22 protein-coding genes are annotated in these 21568 nt (G+C 57.8%); 16 read left to right on the plus strand and 6 right to left on the minus strand.

The genetic code is table 11. The features are described 5' to 3' along the window. Nucleotides 1–59: 59 nt before the first annotated feature. Nucleotides 60–1253 carry a plasmid partitioning protein RepA gene (gene repA, locus ACSQ2W_RS26595; RefSeq protein WP_436089163.1) on the minus strand — a complete coding sequence of 398 codons (1194 nt, stop codon included), beginning with the start codon at nt 1251–1253 and terminating at the stop codon, nt 60–62. Between the two features lie 413 nt (nt 1254–1666). Here repA and traI point away from each other — a divergent pair, with 413 nt between their 5' ends. The 12 genes from traI to trbI are packed head-to-tail and all read left to right on the plus strand — an operon-like array spanning nt 1667 to nt 11833. Further along, nucleotides 1667–2293 (plus strand): acyl-homoserine-lactone synthase TraI, encoded by a 627-nt coding sequence (gene traI, locus ACSQ2W_RS26600; RefSeq protein WP_436089164.1) that lies wholly within the window; start codon nt 1667–1669, stop codon nt 2291–2293. Nucleotides 2294–2302: 9 nt separating this feature from the next. Next, nucleotides 2303–3271, plus strand: a complete 969-nt coding sequence (gene trbB, locus ACSQ2W_RS26605) for a P-type conjugative transfer ATPase TrbB (RefSeq protein ID WP_436089165.1) — start codon at nt 2303–2305, stop codon at nt 3269–3271. Beyond that, entirely contained in the window at nt 3261–3641 is a 381-nt protein-coding gene (locus ACSQ2W_RS26610) for a TrbC/VirB2 family protein (protein ID WP_436089166.1), read from the plus strand. Before trbB ends, ACSQ2W_RS26610 begins: the two co-directional genes overlap by 11 nt. Then, a complete protein-coding gene (locus tag ACSQ2W_RS26615; RefSeq protein WP_436089167.1) occupies nt 3634–3933 on the plus strand; it encodes a conjugal transfer protein TrbD in 300 nt (99 codons plus the stop codon). The genes ACSQ2W_RS26610 and ACSQ2W_RS26615 overlap by 8 nt, the downstream gene beginning before the upstream one ends. A gap of 9 nt (nt 3934–3942) precedes the next feature. After that, nucleotides 3943–6396, plus strand: coding sequence for a conjugal transfer protein TrbE (locus ACSQ2W_RS26620; RefSeq protein WP_436089168.1), 2454 nt, complete (start codon nt 3943–3945; stop codon nt 6394–6396). Next, nucleotides 6368–7168 (plus strand): P-type conjugative transfer protein TrbJ, encoded by an 801-nt coding sequence (gene trbJ / locus ACSQ2W_RS26625; protein ID WP_436089169.1) that lies wholly within the window; start codon nt 6368–6370, stop codon nt 7166–7168. The genes ACSQ2W_RS26620 and trbJ overlap by 29 nt, the downstream gene beginning before the upstream one ends. Beyond that, complete coding sequence (gene trbK, locus ACSQ2W_RS26630; RefSeq protein ID WP_436089170.1) at nt 7165–7359, plus strand: entry exclusion protein TrbK; 195 nt, start codon at nt 7165–7167, stop codon at nt 7357–7359. Before trbJ ends, trbK begins: the two co-directional genes overlap by 4 nt. Further along, a complete protein-coding gene (gene trbL / locus ACSQ2W_RS26635; protein WP_436089171.1) occupies nt 7353–8537 on the plus strand; it encodes a P-type conjugative transfer protein TrbL in 1185 nt (394 codons plus the stop codon). The genes trbK and trbL overlap by 7 nt, the downstream gene beginning before the upstream one ends. Nucleotides 8538–8555: 18 nt before the next feature. Beyond that, nucleotides 8556–9218 carry a conjugal transfer protein TrbF gene (locus tag ACSQ2W_RS26640; RefSeq protein ID WP_436089172.1) on the plus strand — a complete coding sequence of 221 codons (663 nt, stop codon included), beginning with the start codon at nt 8556–8558 and terminating at the stop codon, nt 9216–9218. 56 nt (nt 9219–9274) lie between these two features. Next, on the plus strand, nt 9275–10075 hold the full coding sequence (gene trbG, locus ACSQ2W_RS26645) for a P-type conjugative transfer protein TrbG (protein WP_436089211.1): 801 nt from the start codon (nt 9275–9277) through the stop codon (nt 10073–10075). 2 nt (nt 10076–10077) lie between these two features. Continuing rightward, nucleotides 10078–10512, plus strand: coding sequence for a conjugal transfer protein TrbH (gene trbH, locus ACSQ2W_RS26650; RefSeq protein ID WP_436089173.1), 435 nt, complete (start codon nt 10078–10080; stop codon nt 10510–10512). 13 nt (nt 10513–10525) lie between these two features. Beyond that, a complete protein-coding gene (gene trbI, locus ACSQ2W_RS26655) occupies nt 10526–11833 on the plus strand; it encodes an IncP-type conjugal transfer protein TrbI (protein WP_436089174.1) in 1308 nt (435 codons plus the stop codon). Nucleotides 11834–11875: 42 nt separating this feature from the next. Here trbI and ACSQ2W_RS26660 read toward each other — a convergent pair whose 3' ends face one another. After that, nucleotides 11876–12598 (minus strand): autoinducer binding domain-containing protein, encoded by a 723-nt coding sequence (locus tag ACSQ2W_RS26660; protein ID WP_436089175.1) that lies wholly within the window; start codon nt 12596–12598, stop codon nt 11876–11878. Between the two features lie 239 nt (nt 12599–12837). Between ACSQ2W_RS26660 and ACSQ2W_RS26665 the strand changes: the two genes are divergently transcribed. Beyond that, on the plus strand, nt 12838–12978 hold the full coding sequence (locus tag ACSQ2W_RS26665) for a hypothetical protein (RefSeq protein ID WP_436089176.1): 141 nt from the start codon (nt 12838–12840) through the stop codon (nt 12976–12978). Nucleotides 12979–13364: 386 nt separating this feature from the next. Here ACSQ2W_RS26665 and ACSQ2W_RS26670 read toward each other — a convergent pair whose 3' ends face one another. Both ACSQ2W_RS26670 and ACSQ2W_RS26675 read right to left on the minus strand, forming a co-directional pair. Continuing rightward, nucleotides 13365–13661 (minus strand): hypothetical protein, encoded by a 297-nt coding sequence (locus ACSQ2W_RS26670; RefSeq protein WP_113002498.1) that lies wholly within the window; start codon nt 13659–13661, stop codon nt 13365–13367. Between the two features lie 301 nt (nt 13662–13962). Beyond that, nucleotides 13963–14691 carry a response regulator transcription factor gene (locus tag ACSQ2W_RS26675; RefSeq protein WP_436089177.1) on the minus strand — a complete coding sequence of 243 codons (729 nt, stop codon included), beginning with the start codon at nt 14689–14691 and terminating at the stop codon, nt 13963–13965. 320 nt (nt 14692–15011) lie between these two features. Here ACSQ2W_RS26675 and ACSQ2W_RS26680 point away from each other — a divergent pair, with 320 nt between their 5' ends. The 3 genes from ACSQ2W_RS26680 (at nt 15012) to ACSQ2W_RS26690 (ending at nt 18770) form a co-directional block, all read left to right on the plus strand. Next, nucleotides 15012–15800, plus strand: a complete 789-nt coding sequence (locus tag ACSQ2W_RS26680; RefSeq protein ID WP_436089178.1) for a winged helix-turn-helix transcriptional regulator — start codon at nt 15012–15014, stop codon at nt 15798–15800. Beyond that, the gene (locus tag ACSQ2W_RS26685) at nt 15745–17118 is read left to right on the plus strand and encodes an amidohydrolase family protein (protein ID WP_436089179.1); all 1374 of its coding nucleotides are present in this window, start codon (nt 15745–15747) and stop codon (nt 17116–17118) included. The genes ACSQ2W_RS26680 and ACSQ2W_RS26685 overlap by 56 nt, the downstream gene beginning before the upstream one ends. 542 nt (nt 17119–17660) lie before the next feature. Then, entirely contained in the window at nt 17661–18770 is a 1110-nt protein-coding gene (locus tag ACSQ2W_RS26690) for a substrate-binding domain-containing protein (RefSeq protein WP_436089180.1), read from the plus strand. Between the two features lie 281 nt (nt 18771–19051). Here ACSQ2W_RS26690 and ACSQ2W_RS26695 read toward each other — a convergent pair whose 3' ends face one another. Both ACSQ2W_RS26695 and ACSQ2W_RS26700 read right to left on the minus strand, forming a co-directional pair. Then, nucleotides 19052–20404 (minus strand): MmgE/PrpD family protein, encoded by a 1353-nt coding sequence (locus ACSQ2W_RS26695; protein WP_436089181.1) that lies wholly within the window; start codon nt 20402–20404, stop codon nt 19052–19054. Nucleotides 20405–20458: 54 nt separating this feature from the next. Continuing rightward, nucleotides 20459–21535 (minus strand): ornithine cyclodeaminase, encoded by a 1077-nt coding sequence (locus ACSQ2W_RS26700; RefSeq protein ID WP_436089212.1) that lies wholly within the window; start codon nt 21533–21535, stop codon nt 20459–20461. Between the last annotated feature and the right edge of the window lie 33 nt (nt 21536–21568).

The raw sequence follows: 21568 nt of genomic DNA on the forward strand, positions 1-21568 counted from the left end.
CTCCATCTCGTTGAAATTCATCACGAAAAACACGTTTTGCACGGCTGTCAATAATTCGATCATTTTCGCCCCCATGCCTTGTGGACGAGCGAGGCGATTTCCTTGTTGACGCCGTTCAGGCATTCCATCGCGCGGTCATATGTACTGCGCGTGAATTGGCTGCGTTCGACTTCGTAAAGCGTCTGCTTGGTAATGCCCGCGTCGGAAATGGCCGTGGACTTCACCATCTGATGCTGCAGCATACGTTTATTGAACATGGCCTGCATAAACCCGACCATCTGTGCCTGTGGCCCATCGGTCGGCTCATAGCGCGTCACAAGATAGCGAAACCATTTCAGCCGAACCGTCGCTCCCGCACTTTTGATTGACTGGAGAATTCCTCCGAGCATCAACAGGAACTGGCTCATGGACATGATGTCGAGCATCTGGGGGTGAACCGTGATCAGTACCGAGGTGGAGGCGGTCAATGCCGTCAATGTGAGATAGCCCAGTTGTGGCGGGCAATCGATCACCACGACGTCGTAGCGATCATCAACTTCCTTGAGCGCCTTCGAAATACGGGTGAAGAACAGCCGCCCTTCCGGAGAACTCTTGTTTGAGGCGGCGAGGGGGGTCTCGTACTCATACTCCTGGAGTTCGAGATTAGCCGGGATGATATCGAGGCCCGGAAAATTCGTGGAGCGGATGACCTCCGTGATCGACTTGCGCTGATCGTCGTAGCGCAGCGCCTCGAAGAGGGAAGGGTTCTTGTCAAGTTCCGGCTGTATGCCGTGCAGGGCGGTGAGCGACGCTTGAGGATCAAGATCAATGGCAAGCACGCGGTGGCCCGTCAGAGCCAGGTACTGCGCCAGATGCGCCGTGGTCGTCGTCTTTCCGCTTCCGCCCTTGAAGTTCACCACGGAAATAACCTGCAGAGCTTCCCCCTGCCGACGATGAGGAACATAGCGTTTGAAATCGGACCTGCCATGCTTGTCCAGGAACTGGCGCAACTCGAGCATCTGGGCAGCCGTGTAGGATCGGCGACCCGACCCTGTCACCTCAGGCACGGGACCTTTGCCTTCGAGGTGCAGCTTCTTTATGTGATTTTGTGATACACCGATGTAATCGGCAACTTCCGCGGACGAGAAGAGGCGCAGGCCCTTCTCCGCATTTGGCGGATACTGCTCGAGCCGGAGCATGTTGAGCTTATCGGAAATAAGCTCGCCTTGCTCGAGGATCTCCTCGTCGAAGTCCATGTCTTCGATGATGTTCACGTTCGCAACCACGTTCACTTTCGCCGCCACCTTAAGAATAACGCTTTTCCGGAAACCTTCGCCTCTAAAGCGTGATTACTATGAGCGATTCTCGCAATGCGGCAAGATGTTTTTGGTTAACGGATGGTTAATGTCGGACGCCGCCGAGAGCAGGACTCTCGGTCGCGTCCAGCGATTCACTGATTAGAGTCAGTAACTTAAGAGATTTCTGGCCGGCGGCACTTCGTCCGCTTCACTGGTATTTTTACCAGTGGAGTACGAGTCCGCCGCGTTGACGCCTCACCCTTTCGACCAGCCACAGATCGCTATTCAAGCGCTTCCCGGTAGAATCAGCATTGGTACTTTTGCCAGTGGAACCCGCTTCGAAGGTCCCGCACACATGTCTCCGCTGAAACCAAAAGCGGAGTGAAAGGATGAGGATCGTTGCAGTACAGGGTGCGCCTTCAAATGCGGAGCGGGGATTTCTTGATGCCATGCATCGGCTGCGTTCCCGAGTCTTTGGTGGGCGTCTGCAATGGCAAGTGACCAACACCGATGGGTTGGAATTTGACCAATTTGACCACCTGTCTCCAACTTATATTCTTGCGCTGACGATCCGTGATGAGGTCATCGGTTGCGCGAGGCTTTTGCCCGCTACTGGGCCGACCATGCTGCAGCGGGTTTTCCATCCGCTTCTTGCGGAAGGATACCTCGGCGCCCACGATGGCATGATCGAAAGCTCCCGCTTTTGCGTTGACACCGCAATCTACGAGGGCAGGGGCGCGGGGCCGCTCCATGAAGCCACGCTGACGATGTTCGCCGGCATTATCGAATGGTGCGTGATCCACGGTTTCACGGAGATCGTCACCGCTACCGACTTCCGCGTTGAACGCATTCTTCGACGCGCGGGCTGGCCCATGCGCCGGCTTGGCGAACCGCAAATGATCAGCCAGACGAAAAGCGTCGCCGGCCTTTTGCCGGCAGACCGAGCGAGCTTCGAGCGGGTTCGTCCTGAAGGCTATCGTTCCAACTTCAGTCTTTCCCGCGATTACGCCGCTTAGGAGCATGCCATGAACCAACTACGCTCGCTTCCACGCCTCATTAGAAAACTCCAGGACGCGCTTGGAGACCGGATCTGCGTTGCGCTCGACGATCCGACGGTCGTCGAGATCATGCTCAATCCCGATGGCCGGCTTTACATCGAGCGGCTTGGACACGGGATCGCTCCCGCGGGCGAGATGAACAGAAGTGCTGCCGAAATCGTGATCGGAAGCGTCGCCCACGTTCTCAATTCCGAAGTGGATGCCGATCGACCGATCGTCTCCGGTGAAATACCGATGGGAGGACACCGGTTCGAAGGCCTTCTTCCTCCGATCGTGTCCGCACCGTCCTTCACCATCCGGCGCCGGGCGTCCCGGCTCATACCGCTCGAAGACTACGTCACCTCGAAGGTAATGACCTCTCACCAGGCTCTGGTCATTCGCAACGCCATAAGGTCACGCCTGAACATCGTCATATCGGGTGGCACCGGCTCGGGCAAAACCACGCTTGCCAACGCCGTGATTGCCGAGATCGTGGAAACCGCTCCTGAGGATCGGCTTGTCGTGCTCGAAGACACGGCGGAAATCCAGTGTGCAGCGGACAACGCCGTGACGTTGCACACCAGCGACACTATCGACATGGCGAGGCTGCTCAAGAGCACGATGCGGTTGAGACCTGACCGCATCATTGTCGGTGAGGTGCGCGACGGCGCCGCTCTGACCCTTCTGAAGGCGTGGAACACCGGCCATCCAGGCGGTGTGACGACTATCCATTCCAACACGGCAGGTTCAGCCCTGCAGCGTCTCGAGCAGCTGACGGCCGAGGCAAGCCAGCAGCCTATGCAAGCCGTCATTGGGGACGCGGTGGATCTGATCGTCTCAATTGCGCGGACGGCGAAAGGCCGGCTCGTGACGGACATCCTCCACGTCGAGGGATTTGCCGCTGGCCAATACCAGATCCAATTTTACGCAACCCGGGGAGAACGAGATGCTGCATAAGTGCGTGAGAAGAATCTTCTTCGTCTCCATTCTGTCGGTCTGCGTATTCACCGCGCCTGCGTTCGCCAGCTCAGGCGGCGGGCTACCTTGGGAGGGACCGCTCCAGCAAATCCAGGAATCGATCACGGGGCCGGTGGCGGGGTACATCGCATTGGCGGCCGTGGCGATTGCCGGGGGAATGCTGATCTTCGGCGGGGAGCTCAACGACTTCGCACGACGTCTCATGTACGTGGTCCTGGTCGCCGGCATCCTGCTCGGCGCCACCCAGATCGTCGGATTGTTTGGGGCAACCGGGGCGACCATCGGATCCGTAATCGAACGCCCGCCAACTTTTTTCTCGAAGAGGGGAGGGGAGGCGACCATTGGCTGATCCTATTTCCAGTCTGCAACGCAATCGCATCCACCGGGCGCTGTCGCGACCCAACCTGTTGATGGGCGCCGATCGTGAACTGGTGCTGATAACCGGACTTGCGGCCATCATCTTGATCTTCGTCGTACTCACCGTCTATTCGGCGCTCTTCGGGATCGCTGTGTGGATCGTTGTTGTCGCCGCTTTGCGGATGATGGCCAAGGCCGATCCGATGATGCGGCGCATCTATATCCGCCACATCTCCTACAAGTCCACCTACCGGGCAACCTCCACCCCGTGGCGCAGATATTAGGAGGCTGGGATGGTCGCTCTTCACACCTTCCGGCAGACCGGCCCGTCATTTGCGGATCTGGTCCCCTATGCGGGCCTCGTCGACAACGGCATCATGCTGCTCAAGGATGGATCGTTGATGGCCGGCTGGTATTTCGCCGGTCCGGACTCTGAAAGCTCCACCGATTTCGAGAGAAACGAGCTCTCGCGCCAGATCAACGCGATCCTCTCGCGGCTCGGATCGGGCTGGATGATCCAGGTCGAGGCAGTGCGCGTTTCGACCGTCGACTATACGTCCGCAGGACAATCCCATTTTCCCGACCCGGTAACGCGCGCCATTGACCTTGAACGGCGAACCCATTTCGAGCGGGAGCAGGGACACTTCGAAAGCCGGCATGCAATCATCCTCACCTACCGCCCTGCCGAACAACGCCGTTCCCGTCTCAGCAAATACATCTATTCCGACGAGAACAGCCGGGCACAGTCCTACGCCGATACCGTGCTGTTCATCTTCCGCAACGCGATCCGTGAAATCGAGCAGTATCTCGGCAATACGATTTCCATCCGGCGGATGGCGACGCGCGAAGCGCAAGAACGCGGCGGCGCGCGCGTCGCCCGCTATGACGAACTCATGCAGTTCATCCGCTTCTGCATCACGGGCGACAATCATCCGGTCAGGTTACCGGATATTCCAATGTATTTGGACTGGGTCGCGACGGCAGAGCTCCAGCATGGCGTAACGCCAATGGTCGAGGACAGATTTCTAGCTGTCGTCGCCATCGATGGACTGCCGGCGGAAAGCTGGCCCGGCATTCTTGGCAGCCTGGACCTGATGCCGATGACCTATCGCTGGTCATCCCGTTTTATCTTCCTCGATGCCGAGGAAGCACGGGCACGTCTCGAACGCACGAGAAAAAAGTGGCAGCAAAAAGTACGGCCATTCTTTGATCAGCTGTTCCAGACACAGAGTCGATCCGTTGATCAGGACGCCATGACGATGGTCGCCGAAACGGAGGATGCGATTGCAGAAGCATCGTCTCAACTCGTCGCCTATGGCTATTACACTCCGGTGGTGGTGCTGTTCGATCAGGATAGCGAACGGCTGAAGGAGAAGGCCGAGGCAATCCGCCGTCTGATCCAGGCCGAGGGGTTTGGAGCTCGGATCGAAACGCTCAATGCCACCGAAGCCTATCTCGGAAGCCTTCCTGGCAATTGGTATTGCAATATCCGCGAGCCGCTGATCAATACCCGCAACCTTTCGGATCTGGTTCCGCTGAACTCAGTCTGGTCGGGAAACGCGAACGCGCCGTGCCCGTATTATCCGCCGGCATCGCCCCCTCTGATGCAGGTAGCCTCCGGCTCGACGCCCTTCCGATTGAACCTGCATGCCGACGACGTCGGCCACACACTGGTGTTCGGTCCGACCGGGTCCGGCAAATCGACCTTGTTGGCGCTGATTGCCGCACAGTTCAGACGATACGAAGGAGCGCAAATCTTTGCCTTCGACAAGGGCCAGTCCATGCTGCCGCTGACACTTGCGGCCGGGGCCGATCACTACGATGTGGCCGGCGAAGAAGAGGAGGGGGCTCGGCTTTCTTTCTGCCCATTGGCCGATCTTGAGACAGACGGAGACCGCGCCTGGGCCTCGGAATGGATTGAAACCCTTGTCGCACTGCAGGGCGTCATCATCACACCGAACCATCGCAACGCGATTGCCCGCCAAATCGGGCTGATGGCCGGTGCTCGCGGCCGGTCGATGTCAGATTTTGTCAGCGGCGTGCAGCTGCGCGAAATCAAGGACGCACTCCACCACTACACTATCGATGGCCCGATGGGTCAGTTGCTCGATGCCGAGACCGATGGACTGGCGCTTGGGTCGTTTCAGACATTCGAGATCGAGCAACTGATGAATATGGGCGAGCGCAATCTCGTGCCGGTGCTCACCTATCTCTTCCGACGGATCGAAAAGCGGCTCACCGGCGCCCCAAGCCTTATCATCCTCGACGAGGCCTGGCTGATGCTTGGTCATCCGACATTTAGGGACAAGATCCGCGAATGGCTGAAAGTGCTGCGCAAGGCCAATAGCGCAGTGCTGCTCGCGACACAGTCCATTTCCGACGCTGAGCGGTCAGGCATCATCGACGTGCTTAAGGAAAGCTGCCCGACAAAGATCTGCCTTCCAAATGGTGCTGCCACCGAACCAGGGACGCGGGAATTCTACGAGCGCATCGGTTTCAACGAACGTCAGATCGAGATCGTGGCAACCGCGATCCCGAAGCGGGAATACTACGTCGCCTCGCCCGAAGGCCGTCGTCTGTTCGACATGGCGCTCGGTCCGCTGACGCTTTCCTTCGTCGGCGCAACAGGCAAGGAGGATCTGAAGCGCATCCGTTCCCTTCATTCAGAACACGGTCGTGAATGGCCTATCCACTGGCTCCAGACGAGAGGAATTCACGATGCAGAAGCGCTTCTCAGACAAATCTAAGGTGCTTACAGCGGCCTTGATCGCGACTGCCGCCATGCTGCCCGACATCTCCGTGGCGGGAGGCGTCACTGGCGAGGCAACGGAGTTCACGCAGCTCGCCAACAACGCCGAGCTTATCAAGCTTTTGGAAAGCTCCGGCGTGCAGGTGGAGAACCAGGTCAAGCAGATCAGTCAGTTGGCCGAACAGATCCAGAACCAGTTGAGCATCTACGAAAACATGCTGCAGAACACAGCGCAGCTGCCGAACCACATCTGGGGTCAGGTCGAGGGAGACCTGAAGAAGTTACAGGGCGTTGTGTCGCAAGGGGAAGGGATCGCCTTCTCAATGGGGAATGTCGATGACGTTTTGAAGCAGCGCTTCCAGAGCTACGCAGACTTCAAGTCGAACCTGCCCACCGGCGAGACCTTCTCTTCAAGTTATCAGAGCTGGTCGGATACCAATCGCGATACGATTGCCGGCACCCTAAAGGCCGCCAACCTGACAGCCGATCAGTTTTCCAGCGAGGAATCGACTATGACCTCGTTGCGGTCGATGTCGGAAAACGCCGACGGTCAAATGAAGGCGCTGCAGGTCGGCCATCAGATTGCCGCGCAGCAAGTCGCACAGATGCAGAAGCTTCGCGGCCTTGTCTCGCAGCAGATGACCGTGATGGGGACCTGGTACCAGTCAGAGCAGACGGACAAGGACCTGGCGCAGGCTCGCCGCGAGAAGTTCTTCGCCGCTGACCTCAAATCCATTCCCGAAGGCCAGAAGATGGAGCCGCGCTGGTGAGCCGCTTAACGATTGTCGTCCTGGTCATTGGTACGATCAGTCTCACGTCTGCGGCGACCTACCGGTTTTTGGCCAGGAACAACACTGCCGCTGAACACCTAAGAGGTGACCAGCGCCGCGAACGGGAAAGGTTTTTCAAAGCCCCTGCGGAAAAACAACTCGTAGGTCAGGAGATGCGGCCGAGATGGTAGTCAACCTCCGCCTCTCACTGCGTGTAGTATCGCTCGCTGCACTCCTGACATGTGTCTGTGCGCCGGTACTTGCCCAGGAAGGTCGGGTGCTGACCGAGCTTGAAAACCAGGTCGTCGCCGCAGCGCGCGGTTGGGAAACGACGGTGATGGGCGCCGCCCGATCGCTGTTCTGGATTCTCGCCGGGATCGAGATAGGCATTGCGGCCGTTTGGCTTGCCATCCAGGCTGCCTCGCTTGACAGTTGGTTTGCCGAATTGGTCCGGCGGATCATGTTTGTCGGCCTTTTTGCGTTCATCCTCGATAGGGGACCGGCCTTTGCGAAGGCAGTCGTGGACAGTCTTTTTCAGATTGGTGCAGGCGGTGGGACCGCGTCACCGGCGGCGGTCTTTGACGCGGGCATCCGCGTTGCCGCTCAAATGTCGAAACAAGCCCAATTCGGGTTGTTTGAAGACAATGCGATGGCCATCGCAGCTGTCTTTGCAATGGTCGTGGTTGTCATCGCTTTTTCGCTGGTTGCGGCGATCTTCGTCGCAGTGATGGTCGAGATGTATGTGGGGCTGCTCGCGGGCATGATCATGTTGGGGCTTGGCGGCTCGTCCTTCACGAAGGATTTTGCCGTGCGATATCTCGTCTACGCCTTCTCCGTCGGCATGAAACTGATGGCGTTGGTGATGATCGCAAGAATCGGGTCCGATGTTCTCTTGGGACTAGCAAGCGCGCCAGCCGCGGAGGAGGAGCAGTTCATAACGTCGCTTGCGATCGCCGGGATCTCAGTCGTCGTGTTCATCGTCGCAATGTATGTCCCAAACATCATGCAGGGCGTCGTCCAGGGTGCATCCGTGAGCGGCGGTATGGAAGCAATCCGCCATGGCGGGCAGTCGGCCTCCTTTGCGGCCGGGGCAGGTTTCCTGGCAGCCGGCGGCGCAGCAGCCGGGGCGGCAGCTGCCAATGCCGCGAGGGCCGCCGGCTCTTCAGCCGCAGCGGCTGCTTTGAAAGGCATGGCGTCTGGCATTGGCGCGACCGGAAGAGCGGCTGGATCGGCTGTCAAGGACAAGGCGATCGGCTCTCCCGGCGCCTATGCTGGGTCAATCATGGGGCTGGCGAATGCAAAACTCGACCAAGCCTCCGGTGTTGGCAACTCTGAAGCACCACCACTACTTCGCGACGACAAGAAATGAGATTGAGGGAATTGAGCAATGGCAGCGCGACAACCGCCTGACAATGCCTACCTTGCCGCACGGCAGGAGTGGAACGAGCGATACGGCTCTTATGTGAAAGCGGCAGTTGCGTGGCGGATCGTTGGCATTGCCAGCCTCGGAATGGCGATCGTCGGCTTCTCCTTTGCGCTCTATCAGAGCTCCCAGGTCAAGCTCGTACCGTACATCGTCGAGGTCGATAAGCTCGGCACCTCAGTCAGTAGCGGGTTTCCTGAGCAGATCGAATACGCCGATCCGCGGGTCGTACGTGCCACGCTCGGCGGTTTCGTGACGAGCTTTCGGTCCGTCAGCCCAGACGCCGTCGTCCAGAAGCAATATATCGATCGGACCTATGCGCTTTTGCGTACGTCTGATCCATCCACCGAAAAAGTGAACGCCTGGTTCCGGGCAAACTCACCCTTTGCAAAAGCAAAAAACGCGACGGTGGCGATTGAGGTCAACAACATCGTCGCAATCTCCAATCAGTCCTACCAGATAGACTGGACCGAGTTCGAGCGAGATCGAAAGGGCAAGGAAACGGGCGTGCGCCGTTTCCGTGGAATTGCGACCGTCACGTTGACCGCACCGCAGGATGAGGGCGTCATCCGTCTCAATCCGATCGGTCTCTACCTCCGCGACTTCGATTGGACGGCACAGCTTTGAGGGGCCTGGGATACATGATGAAACCATTGAGATCGTGTCGGTCGAGTTCCTTCGGGATGTGCGCCATGCTTGTCGTCGCCACTGTTCTCGCAAGTAGACCGGCTTTGGCGCAGAGCATGACGTCGAACGAAGCCAAGGGTACCGGTATTTCCGGTAAATGGCGCGGCAGCACCGGTCTCGTGACCAAAGGCGCTGACGGAAAGGTGGTCTTTCTGTTTGGCGAGATCCAACCATCCGTCGTCTGCTCGCCCTTACAGGTCTGCGACATTGAGCTGCAAGGTGGCGAGGTCGTGCGTGATGTTCTTGTCGGCGACACCGTTCGATGGAAAGTGGAGCCGGCAACCTCGGGTGCAGCGGGTGGGCAGGCGATCCACCTGATCGTCAAACCATCCGAGCCCGGCCTTGTCACCTCGATGGTCGTGACAACCTCACGGCGGACCTATCATATCCAGCTGAAATCACATCCGAACCAATACATGGCGCGCGTCGGGTTCGAGTATCCGGAAGATGTTTCGACAAAACTGACCGATATCAATGCCCGACTGGAGGCAAGCATGATACCGGGCGCCGGCGTCCCGGCAGAAGGATTGAACTTCTCCTATTTGGTCAGCGGCCGGGCGTCCTGGCGTCCGACCCGGGTCTATTCCGACGGACAGAAAACCTACATCCAGTTCCCGCGCTCGATTTCAGGCCAGGACGCGCCGGTTCTTTTTGTCGTGTCGGGCGGCCAGAACCGTATCGTCAATTACCGCATGAAGAACGACGTGATGGTAGTCGACTACAATGTTGATCGCGCCGTTCTCGTTTCCGACGTCGGCTGGCGAAGAGAGAAGATTACGATTCGCAGGGGAGGGTGACCATGCGAAACCTGCTCATGATGGCTCTACTTGCCGCGCCGATGTCCGGTTGCCAGAGTGGCGCCGACGCCTTGACCACGAGTGCTTCTCCACCCGAGCTTTCCGAGGCTGCATCCAGCGCCATTGCTGGCGACATGGCAAGCCGGTTTGCCGAACAGGTGGGGCAGGGTACGGGTACACTCGTTCTGAAACAGGATAGGTCGCCATTCGGGCAGGCGCTTGTCGCGGCCCTGAAGAGCTCAGGCTATGCCGTGGCCACCGAGCAGGCAATTGAAGACAAAAAACCGTCCGTTCAGCTGGCCTATATGATCGACAATTTCGAGGGACAGACGCTCGCGCGGCTTTCGACCGGGTCGGTAGAGCTTACCCGGGCTTACAGCACGACGAAGGGCGGCGCCTCGCCCTCCAGTCCGTTGTCGGTAATGCAGCGCCAGTAGGGAGGGCAAGAGCATGGTTCAGTCCTTGCAGCTCGGCGGCACGTCACCTCAGCACGAGCAACACCGGGGCATCCGACGATTAAACCGGTTGCCGGTCGTGATCGTCATTGTCCTCGCGCTTCTGTTTTTCGCAGTGATCATTTACGGGCTTTCGTCGCGCGGTCTCTATTTCCGGGGAGAGCCCGGCATTGATTCCGCCTCGAACAATCCCGCTTCGACCTTTGCCGATCAGCTGAAACGAGGTGTCTCCGATGGCATTATCGGCGAGCCCAGCCAAACCCAGGTGTTTCAGCCTACGCCGGTCGTTCAGGACCCGGTGGAACGGCTTGAGAACGTCCCGACGCTCCGCCAACCGGAAGAGGCTGAAACCGAAAACAGACTTGAGCCCGAGAAAGAATGGCGTGCACGACTGGAGCGTGAACAAAAAGAGCAATACCTGCGCGAGCAGCAGCGCCAACGGATGGCACGATTGCAGGCGAGAAGCGCCGCACTTGACTCGCCTTTGACGGTGGATGTTCGAGTTTCCGATGCGAACGACGCAGTGAATGATACGTCCGCAAACACGGGCGTCCAGGACACGTTGAAACGAAACGCTTCCGATCTCTATGCCGCAGCTCTGCGATCGGGCTTGGCCGGGCAGAATGTCGATCCGAACGGTCAGACCAACAAGGCCGATTTCTTCAATCAGGACATCAAGGATCTAGGCTACCTTCCGAACAGCGTCGTTCCTCCGCTCTCAGCATATGAGCTAAAACGTGGCTCGGTTATCCCCGCCACACTCATCACGGGCATCAACTCCGATCTTCCCGGCCGGATCGCCGCGCAGGTCAGCCAGCATGTATTTGATAGCGCAACTGGCCACAGGCTTCTGATTCCGCAGGGAACGAAGTTGTTTGGACGCTACGACGCCGATGTCTCATTCGGGCAATCCCGTGTCCTGGTCGTCTGGGCCGACGTCATTTTTCCGAATGGCTCGACCCTGCAGATCGGCGGCATGGCGGGAACGGATGCGCAAGGCTATGGGGGATTCAAGGACAAGGTAGACCGGCACTATCTAAGAACGTTTGGCTCTGCGGCTCTGCTCGCGATCATTGGTACGGGCATCGATATGTCGGTGCCCGAAAGCTCGTCACTTGAGACAAAGGACACCGCCTCTGACGCCGCGCGACGGAATTTCGCCGAGACGTTCGGGCGGGTGGTGGAGCGAACGATCGACAGGAACCTGGATATTCAGCCCACTCTCGAGATCCGGCCGGGCTATAAATTCAACATCCTCGTCGACCAGGACATCGTTTTCCCATCGGCATATCGGGAAGGATAGTTAGCCTCAGATTCTGCTTCCAAGATGTCCGTCGCCACGCGACTAGATCAGGCTCAGTTTGGTCGCACGCGCCGTTGCATGAGGGAGGGTATAGACGTCGAGCTTTGCCTTGGCTTTATTGATATGGAATACAACGGTCTTGTATGCGAGACCTTCCAAATTGGCGATGTCAGCCATTCTCATACCTTCGGCTATCATCTTTAGAAATGAAGCTTCCTTTTTGTTCAGGTCGGCAATCGCCGGTGGCGCCACGGGTTCCTGAGCGAATTTTGCGTGAAGCAGCGCCACGGCCGACACCGCCAAGGCGATATCCAACTCCGCAGTTTTCGCCATTACTTCATCACGCGAGGATGCAAGCGTAAAGATTGCGAACTGTCCATGGCCGGTTCGCACCGGGATTGAAATGCCGGAGCGAATGCCGAAGCTTGCCGCCTCGTCGTAGAAGCGTTTGACATCGTCCCCGGCGAGGCGGCGATCCCGGTCGATTGACCACTCGAACGGCCGCTTGAGGCGCTTTGCGTTCGTTATGACTGGGTCGATGATGGTATAGGATCGTGCCAGGTAAATGGCTTGCCACTCCTCTGGGCAGTCCGATACGGCGTGGACCTTCTGGGCGTGGAGATTGAGGTAGGCGAAGTAGTCATAGCCATAGTTGGCTCTCAGACGGCTCAATGCGAGCTTCAAGGGCTTTTCACCGGATGCCCGCGCTATGGTTTCGATGAGCTCACTAAAAAAACGGTTACGCCTCATGCGATCAAACTCCATCTGAAGCCGCCATGCTGCACATGGTGAGAGTTGCTGCAGGCATCACCACCAACATGGCGTGTTGACTTAAGTGCCGCTCCGGGCACGAAGTTGCTTTAAAAAAATCCGGACCGGTTTTGCGATCAGGCCATACGGAGCCCAGAACCCGTTCTAGCTGCCGGTGGCATCTTCTACAACCTCAAGGCTTCCTCGCAACAAAACTTAACAATTCGTGCTTTGCCGGCATCGGCAAGAATTCCATGCGGACGATCGCGCTGCAGATGCGCATCCGCGCCAGTAGCTTCAACCGAGGCGGCACCCCGGTCTGCAGTTTCCTCGAATATCGCATCACGATGGAAACCTTATGGGACAAACCCGTGCTGGACTTCGCCGGCTGTTGAATTTTGCCTCTCATCGTAGCTCAAGTATGCCTTCGAACTAAGGCCTTGCGGGTTGAAACACATCCAGTCGCTAGTCTACGAGTGCCATAGCCGCGGCGAAAAAATCACGATGCGATGCTCTGCATCATGTTCATGCGCCGTGCGCCTGCCGTCCGGAAGGACCCGCGTGAAAATGGAGAATCCATGCGCTCACGTTAGAGCTCGGTATTGCCTGGCAGTCTTCTCCGACATGACTGCCTCGACACACGCTGTGTGTGCATCGCTCCTCGCGATGAGACCCAGCAGCGTTAAGAGGAATTAGCGGAAACGGTAGCCGTGGCGATTTCGGCTGCCGGGATTGTGCCCGGAGGCCAGAAACGAGAAGTACGATAGAAGAAGACTGAATCCTATTTCGTCTTCCCATCCAACACGATCTTCAACGTCCTGATCATCTCGGCTAGATCAAGGAGGACCGCTTTGACGTCGTCTTCGCTACCCCTGGCTTCTGCCATCAATGCCGCGATCTCGATGTCACGCAGCGCATCGTTATTTCCGCGGCCGGGACGAACGCCGGTCTCGATACGCATCTCCCCAGCCGTTCTCACCGCGCGACCGACGAGCCGGCGGCGCTCGTCGATGCTCAATTTGCCGATTTCGTTGGCGGCTCGATACAGGTCAGTGATGAAGTCCGTGGTTTGGGACATGCTGAAATGACTTTATTGAATGCTGGATGGGACAATGACCACTCAAAGAAAAAGGCCGGGTTAACGCCCGACCCCAGAGGCTCGTCTCAACAGCAAGTGCAAGTATATCCGTGGTCAAATGCTGGAGACGAGTTCTAACAAACAAATATAGAACAGCCGCATGGAGTTTTCAAGTTGTATCGTCACTTCGCTGTTTCTTACGTCGTTGCCCATTGCTTCGTTTTTCCAGGCGTGAATGCTGATTCATGAGCGGATTTCTTTCTGATAAAGGGAAAGTGCGTCGGGCTGCATGCGCAAAGGATTATGTCAGGTGGTCGCGGTCGACGACAGCGGTGAACATATAGCCGCCAAGCCTGATAGTTTTGACGAACTCCGGGTGACGCGGATTCCTCTCGATCTTTGATCGCAAGCGGCGGATGTGCACGTCGACGCTCCGCTCTCCTGGTTTGCCCACGCCCACATGCGCGAAGTCAAGAAGCTCCGCCCTTGTCATCACCCGACCAGGATTGAGACAAAAGGCAAGCAGCATGTCGAACTCGGCGGCCGTGAGCGGTATCGACCGGCCGGCCGGATCGTAGACGAGGCGACGGCGCGGATTGATCCGCCAGTTCTCAAACCGCAACCCGTGCATGTCGTGGCCACTTGCGCCGCAGGTCTTTGATCTGCGCAGAAGCGTACGAATGCGCGCGACAAGTTCGCTGATATCGAAGGGTTGCGACAGACAGTCGTCCGCTCCAGCATCGAGTGCGGCAATTCTATCCTGTCTGGTTGCACCGTTGATCAGAAAAATCAGGGGAATCGTGCTTTGGCGGCGAATGGCGTGGCAGATAGGAAGGCTGTCTGCTGCATGCGCCGTACAGGCGACCACCAGATCGAACGGCTGGTGCGCGAGCAACACGCTGCCCTCCGGCCATCCGGTCCACGTCGTCGCAAACCCTGCCGCTGCAATGGCACCATACGCCTCATCATCTCCAAGCAAAAGAATGCTGGGGGCTGATTTTTCTGAACTTGTCTTTTCAGACACCGGCATGTTGCGCCCTCGCTTCTGACAGGGGCAAAGGCCCAGCCTGCATGGCGATCAATAGAACCAGGGCATGCTTCCCTCGCGTTGAGAAGGCGGCAACTGGTAAAAGTACGAGTGCCCTTTTTTCCCGAGAGGACCGAGTCACAGACATTCGAGTGATCCATGCAGACAGGTGCCGTCGCGGCGTAATAAATCTTAACCTACAACATTAAGATGTGGTTTGAATTCCATGCAACGAAATGACAGACTAATGGCAACAATTCCGGTCAGAGGCGCGGCAGCCTCACGCCGCAGCCGGCGTGCCATGGCGTGTAAATGTGAGACGCGTGATCATCATCACATCGAGCGACCCGCAATGTTCGTTATTCCTGCGGCATATTCTTGTGCGGGATGGTTTTGATACGGTTCTGGCGGCGGATTGCGACGAGGCCCTGTCGCTAACGAAAGAAGGTCTCGCCGATGCTTTGCTGGTGGACTGGGATCCGGCCTGTTCGCTTGCGCTTTGTGGAATGATCAAGGCCACGCCCCAGACACAGGACTTAACACTGATTGCGCTGATCGATCCCGCAGCGGCCACCGATTATCCGCGCTTCGTCAATGCCGGTGTCGACATCGCCTTCGTAAGACCGGTGGACCCGGTGCGATTTCTGGATGTCCTCAGAGCACAACCGCCGTCTCCGGCGAGCGAGACTGCGGATCTCACGCATCATGCCAGCCTCGGGCAAGCGGATATTGTTCTTGAGCCCCTTGCCTGCCGGGTGTTCCGCAGCGGCAGGCAGATCCACTTGCCACTAATCGAATTCAACCTTCTACGTTGCCTCATGGAGCGGCCAGGGCAGGTGATGAGCCGCGGCGAGCTGATAGCCGGTGCGTGGCCGAAGGGCGTCTTTGTCGATCTCCGCACGGTCAATGTTCATATCGGGAACCTGCGAAGGTCGCTGAATTTCGTCCCGGGCAAGGACCCGATCCGAACCGTACGCGGCATTGGCTACGCGCTTAACACGAGTGGGATGGACGCCAAGGACGGGGAACCGTCAGGATCAGCCAAGGAGAAGCGGGATGAGCATCGGTTTTCAGGATACCGTCGTCATCAATGGGAGCGTGATCACGGGTGATGGCAGGACGTTCTTCGAAAGGGGTGTCGTGCGGTTGCGCGACGACAGGATCCTCGAGGTGCGAGAGGGTACCGAGTCTACAACCAAGGACGCGTTCGTGATCGATGCCACCGGATGCACGATTCTGCCAGGGATTATCAACGCGCATGCGCACGGCTGTATTCACGGGCCTGCGATGCCAAGCGGCTCAGCGCCCTTTGCCGAGCACGACGTCGCGTATTTCCGCAACAGGCATCTTTTGTCCGGAACGACGACGCTGCTCAATGTCTGTGGCCTCGCAGCGGCTGACGAAATTCACCCTCCTGGTGCGGAGCGACATTCACTCGACATCCATGTGTCGACCGCGCACACACGGAGCAACATCGCCGCAGCCATGGAGATTGACGGAAAGGGCTTGTCGAACCGACACCACGCCTTGACGATCGAGGCAATGATTGCCGATGGCGCCAAGGCGCTGGGCGAGGCAGGTGGGGGCCAGACGTTGGGCGGTGGAGCGCAGGACTACCGCTTCATTCCCGCCGCCATTCTGGCTGCGACCGGAGTCTCCGTTCACCCGAAAATTGCCCGTTCCTTGAAAGAAGCAGTGCTCGGCCGGTCGCTCAATGGCGATGGATCCGCCGATCAGCCTTATCTTGAGAACCTGATGGAGAGCTGCGGCCTGACAGCGCATCTCGACGCGGCAGCGATGCGCGAGCTCATCGCAAAGACCGTGCTTCCGCCGGTTGCTCTCTCGCTTCATGGCTTTTGGGAGATCGCGACCCAATCCGCGCGTTTCGGTCTGCCAGCTATTTTCCACACGGCGTTGCCGACGATCGAAACCTTGTTGAAGGTTGCGGCAACACATCCGGTCTGCAAGATGGTCGCTGGGCACACCAACCATCCTTCGTTTTCGGCAGAGGAAGCAGTGCACTTCGCATCGGAGCTTCGCAAGCGGGGTGCTGCAATTGACGTATCGACGCTTGACTGTGTCCATACGCGCTGGCGTAACGAACCGGATAATCTGGACGCACTGATCGAGGCGAGTTTGGTCGATACGATATCGACGGATTTTGCCGGGGGCGATTGGGACAGCATTCTGTCGGCAGTGCAACGCATGGTGACAAAAAGTCAGTTGTCAGCACCAGCAGCGGTCGCTCTTGCCACGGGCAATGTTGCTCGGACTTTTCCGCAGCTTGCCGGCGACCGTGGGCTCCTCGAACAGGGCAGACGTGCGGACTTGACAATCTCCGAAGATCACAATCTCAGCCGTGTCCGTCATGTCATGATCAGGGGCGAGATTGCGGTATGGAACGGGGCACTCATCGATGCAACCGGGTGATCGTGGCCGTTTGCGCGTGGTCCACATTGAGTTCAGGCAATTTTCCTAGCGCGAAATAAATCTCGTTTGGATCACATGATACAGTTGACAACAGTTTGGATCATGTGTTCACTGTCACTAATTAAGCACGGATTAGGGACGAGACGAAGTCGGGACGAGGGCACAACAGCGGTGTAGCCGGGTCATTTACGAGCGAGCGCTCAAAGGCTGTATTTATACGGAAGTGGAGAGTTGTTTTGTGCGGATGGATGCGCGCAGCATCCACCCTGTGCCGGCCGCGGTAACTGCAGGGTCCTTGATATCGATAGGGCGACTGCCTGTATCCACTTTTTGTCCTTCATTCACGGGGATGCCTTTGGCCGTACTCGGTGCTGTGCGCTTTGAGTTAAACGACGAGGCATTGGAATTCCGGTGTGCAGGAGAGCGCCGGCCGGCCGAATTGAATACGAAAAGAACAAGACCGAACGAAATTTTTTCCAAAGGGAGCTCGTTAACGGTCAGCGGAGTTGTGTAATCGAACCATAACCAAGGGGAATAAGCGCATGAAAAACTCAGTTTTACAGCCCATCAACCGTCGCACCCTTCTTAAGGCTAGCGGTGCATTCGCCGCCGGTACGCTATTTGCTCCGGCCATCATAGGCAGGGCAGCGGCGGCGGAGACGATCACGCTGCTCACTTGGGAAACCTATCAGGAACCTGACTGGGTCAAGGAGTGGGAAGCAGCTAACGAAGGTGTCAAGCTTAACCCGGTGGTCATTTCTTCCCTTGACGAAGTATTCGCGCAACTCCAATCCGGGGCGATAAAGCCAGACGTTATCTATTCAGAGGCGTCCACAGCTGGGCGCCTCAAGAAGGCCGGCCAGATCGACGCTTTCGATATCGCAAAAGTTCCCAACATTGCGAACATCCTCCCAGCGCTGAACTGGAAGAATCCGCTGAGCGTGGATGGTGTTCTGATGGGTATTCCCTTGCACTGGGGTACGCAGCCGCTCATGTACAACGCCGATGTTATCAAGGAGCCCCCGATGACCTGGGCGGCGCTTTGGGACAAGGCCCACCAAGGGAAGGTGAGCACCTTCGACGACGCGACGGTCAACATCCCGATGGTCGCACTGTATGTCGGCGCGAAAGATCCCTTTAATTTGACGGAGGATGAGTTTACCCTCGTCGCCGATGCACTGCGAGGGCTTCGGTCGCAGGTGCGGGTTATCACGCGTGGATTTGATGACGCCACTAACCTCTACGCGTCGGGCGAGGCGGTCATCGGTTATTGCCACCTTGTCTCGGTCGTCAACTCGCTCAAGAAGAAGAAGCTCAATTTCGCGTATACCTTGCCCAAGGAAGGCACGCCATCCTGGATTGAAGGGACGTATATCACCAAACAGGGTCAGCGGGACATCGTCTACAAGTTTATCAACGACACGATGTCGTTGGAATGGCAATCGAGATTCATGAATTTCTCGGGGAGCAACGGCATTCTGACGTCAGCGGGAGCCCGCAAGGCTGGACTTTCTGAGGACTTTCTACAGACCACCAACATCCTCGACGCGGACAGCCCGGCGCTCAAGGAGAACCTCCTTTTCTTCAAAGAACCGGAGGATGTGGAGCGTCGCATCCAGCTTTGGAACGACTTCCTGGCAGGAACCCTTTAAGATCGGTCTCTAACGGTTCTGAGGACAGGACGTGGGACCACACGAAACTTGCAGGCCTATCGAAAACCTATGACCGGGCGAAAAAACCGGTGCTCGACGAGGTACCTTTCTCGGTGAAGCCAGGGGGTTCTTTCGATGCAAGGGCCAAGTGCACGTTTCCCGGAGCTACGCGTTTTTCCCGCACCTCACGGTGCGGGAATCATCTAGGATCGTGTGAACGCGAGGCCGCGGCGTGTCTGGCCGTAATGTGCGTGGCCTTGCGCCACTTAGAAGGTCAGAGTTCATGCCTCAGACGAGCGAATGGAGCCAAGTTCGTGGAGGAGCAGCGCACCGTCATCGGCCCGGAGCCGCAGCACGGCGTTAACCAGCGTCTTTTGCTGTCCAGGACTGATGATCCCGCGCGTCACCCTGAGGAATTTTTCTTCGAGCGCACCGAAGGACAACGGGTGCGCCGGGTCCCCGACGGGTCCCGCAACCGGCGATCTGAAACGGCCTCTGGTTGTTTCGACCGTGATCCGTGCCAAAGTCTGATGGGGAAAGAGCCGGTCGAGCTCTGGATCGGCGCTCATCCGCACCTTTTCGGCAAAACGCGAAAGATCGGAGCGGTTGAGCAGTCCCACGCCAACGGGAGCGAGCGCCGCCGGTCCGTCGATGGCCGTTACGGCAAGGCAATATGGCAGGCTATATTGGATATCGACAAGGTTTTCGGGATTGGTCTTGTTGCCAAGCCTGAGCGCCCATCCGAACGTGTCGACAGTTACACCCGTGATCTCCTCGGCAAGGAGAGCCTGCTCGATCATGATCGTCAACAGGGCGTCGAGAGGTGCATGAATATATCGGCAGCAGGCATAAAGTTTGAAATACGTACCGCCGATTTCCCAGCGGTTGCCCAATCGGTCGACAATCCTTTCACGATCATAATAATCGGGATGATCGAGCAGATCAGCAGGTCCTGTATGGCCACTCATCGCCAAGTAGAGAGCTGTCAACCCAGTCGCAGCGCTCCAGGCTATGCCCTCCTTCACATCGTTTCCCGTGTCGCTGGAATAGCCGGAGCTGCCATTTGCCTGCTGATTGGGGGCAAGCACACCGGCAATCGCCAGAGCCTGTGCGATGTGAGCGGGCCTGGCCCCCATCATTGAGGCCGCTGCGGCGACCGCAGCGAAGGCTGCCCAGCGGCCGGATTGGCGGGTCGGGATGCCTTGCGGATTTTGCGCTGCGGCGATCCGCACACCGATATCATAACCAGCGATGATTGCTGACACGAGTGTGCGGCCGGTCACTTTCGTCTGCGTGGCGAGGGTGAGGACGGTGGGAATCACGCAGGCGCCGGGGTGGCCGCGGGCTGCACGGTGCCCGTCGTCAAGATCAAGTGCGCAAGCTGCCGCTGCATTGCAGATGAGGGCGGCAACAGGAGCGGCTGTCTTTGCCGACGTCCAGATCGGGGCGGTGCCCTGACCAAAGATGAGCAGTGCTGACTGTCGCGTTGCAGTCGGACCTTTTGCCTCCGCGCCGGCAATGGCAGCACCAACCAGGTCAAGGAGGCAACGCAAAACGGTTTCATCGATTGAGGGCGGGACCTCCACTTGCGAGACGCTGCATATGTGATCCGCCAAAATACCTGTCAGGTGCATGGTGATGTCCAGCCTGTACCGCAGATAGCCGATAAGCGATCGCTTTCGCGGCGTTTAATTTGAGGAGGAAAACCTGTCGCGCGCGCGTGCGTATTTCTCGAAGGTTGCCTGGGCGACGTAGAGGTCGAGCATTGGCAGTCCGACGCATGTTATGCAGACCGGTCCAGCCAGCTTTAAATACCAATCCTGCGGTGCTTGAAATTCGCGGATCCCCAAAAGCGATCCAACGGTTTCGAGGGACAACCCATTGCGCCAGAAATGCAGGGCTAGGCTTTGCGACTTTCGATGCGACACCATCGCGAGGCTGTCGCAGACGACAGTGCCCGTGCGGAGCGCCCGAACGAGGTATGCTTGCGGAACTTCATCGCCACCCAGGTGGAGCGTCACGGCGTCTGCGAGAAGCTCACCGTCCTCAAACACGGGTTGCCGGGCATTGGACGCAGTGACGACGAAAGCACAGTCGCAGAGCCGACTGTTGTCGGCAACCGGGATCAAGGGAATTGTCGTTTGCGCACGCAGAAGTCCTATCATGGATTCTGCACTTTCGAGCGTCCGGCTGCGCACGAAGATTTCTCGGATCTTACCCGACCCGATGTGGTCCAGGCATGAAATCACAGCTCTGGCAACCGGCCCTGCGCCAAAGACAAAGACCGAAACCCTCTCTTGTTCAGGAAAGCACCGCTGAAACACCTTCGAAGCGTATGTTCCGGTTCGCGTCGCCGATATTGTCGTACCGTCGAGAATGGCCACGGGACGCATCGTCATCTTTTCCAGCAGGACGATCGTGGACGTCGATCGCGGCAGACCGAGCCGTCTGTTGAATGCATTGGCGCCAATGATCTTGACCGCGCCAAAATGCGCATTGACGCTGTAGAGCGACGATAGCTTCCATCCGAGGCGCTGCTCGGCGAAGTCAGCCTTGAAGGGTTGGAATTCCGGCCTGTTCCAGAACTCCTCCTCGGGCAATGACAGGACAGCTTTTCCGCCGAATGACTTGGCCGCCCGGATGTCGCGCCAGGCCGAATTGATCGTTGTGAGCAACTCGGCAGTCGTCAGGTCGGCCTGCATCGATTGCAATTCGTCGATGCCGATGAAGGTGACGGGCTCGCTGACGCCCGCGTAATGATACATGATTGCTCCTCCCAGGACCGACAGCGCTGTGTG

It is taken from the genome of Pararhizobium sp. LjRoot255 (genome assembly GCF_964252905.1).
Classification (GTDB): Bacteria; Pseudomonadota; Alphaproteobacteria; order Rhizobiales; family Rhizobiaceae; genus Pararhizobium.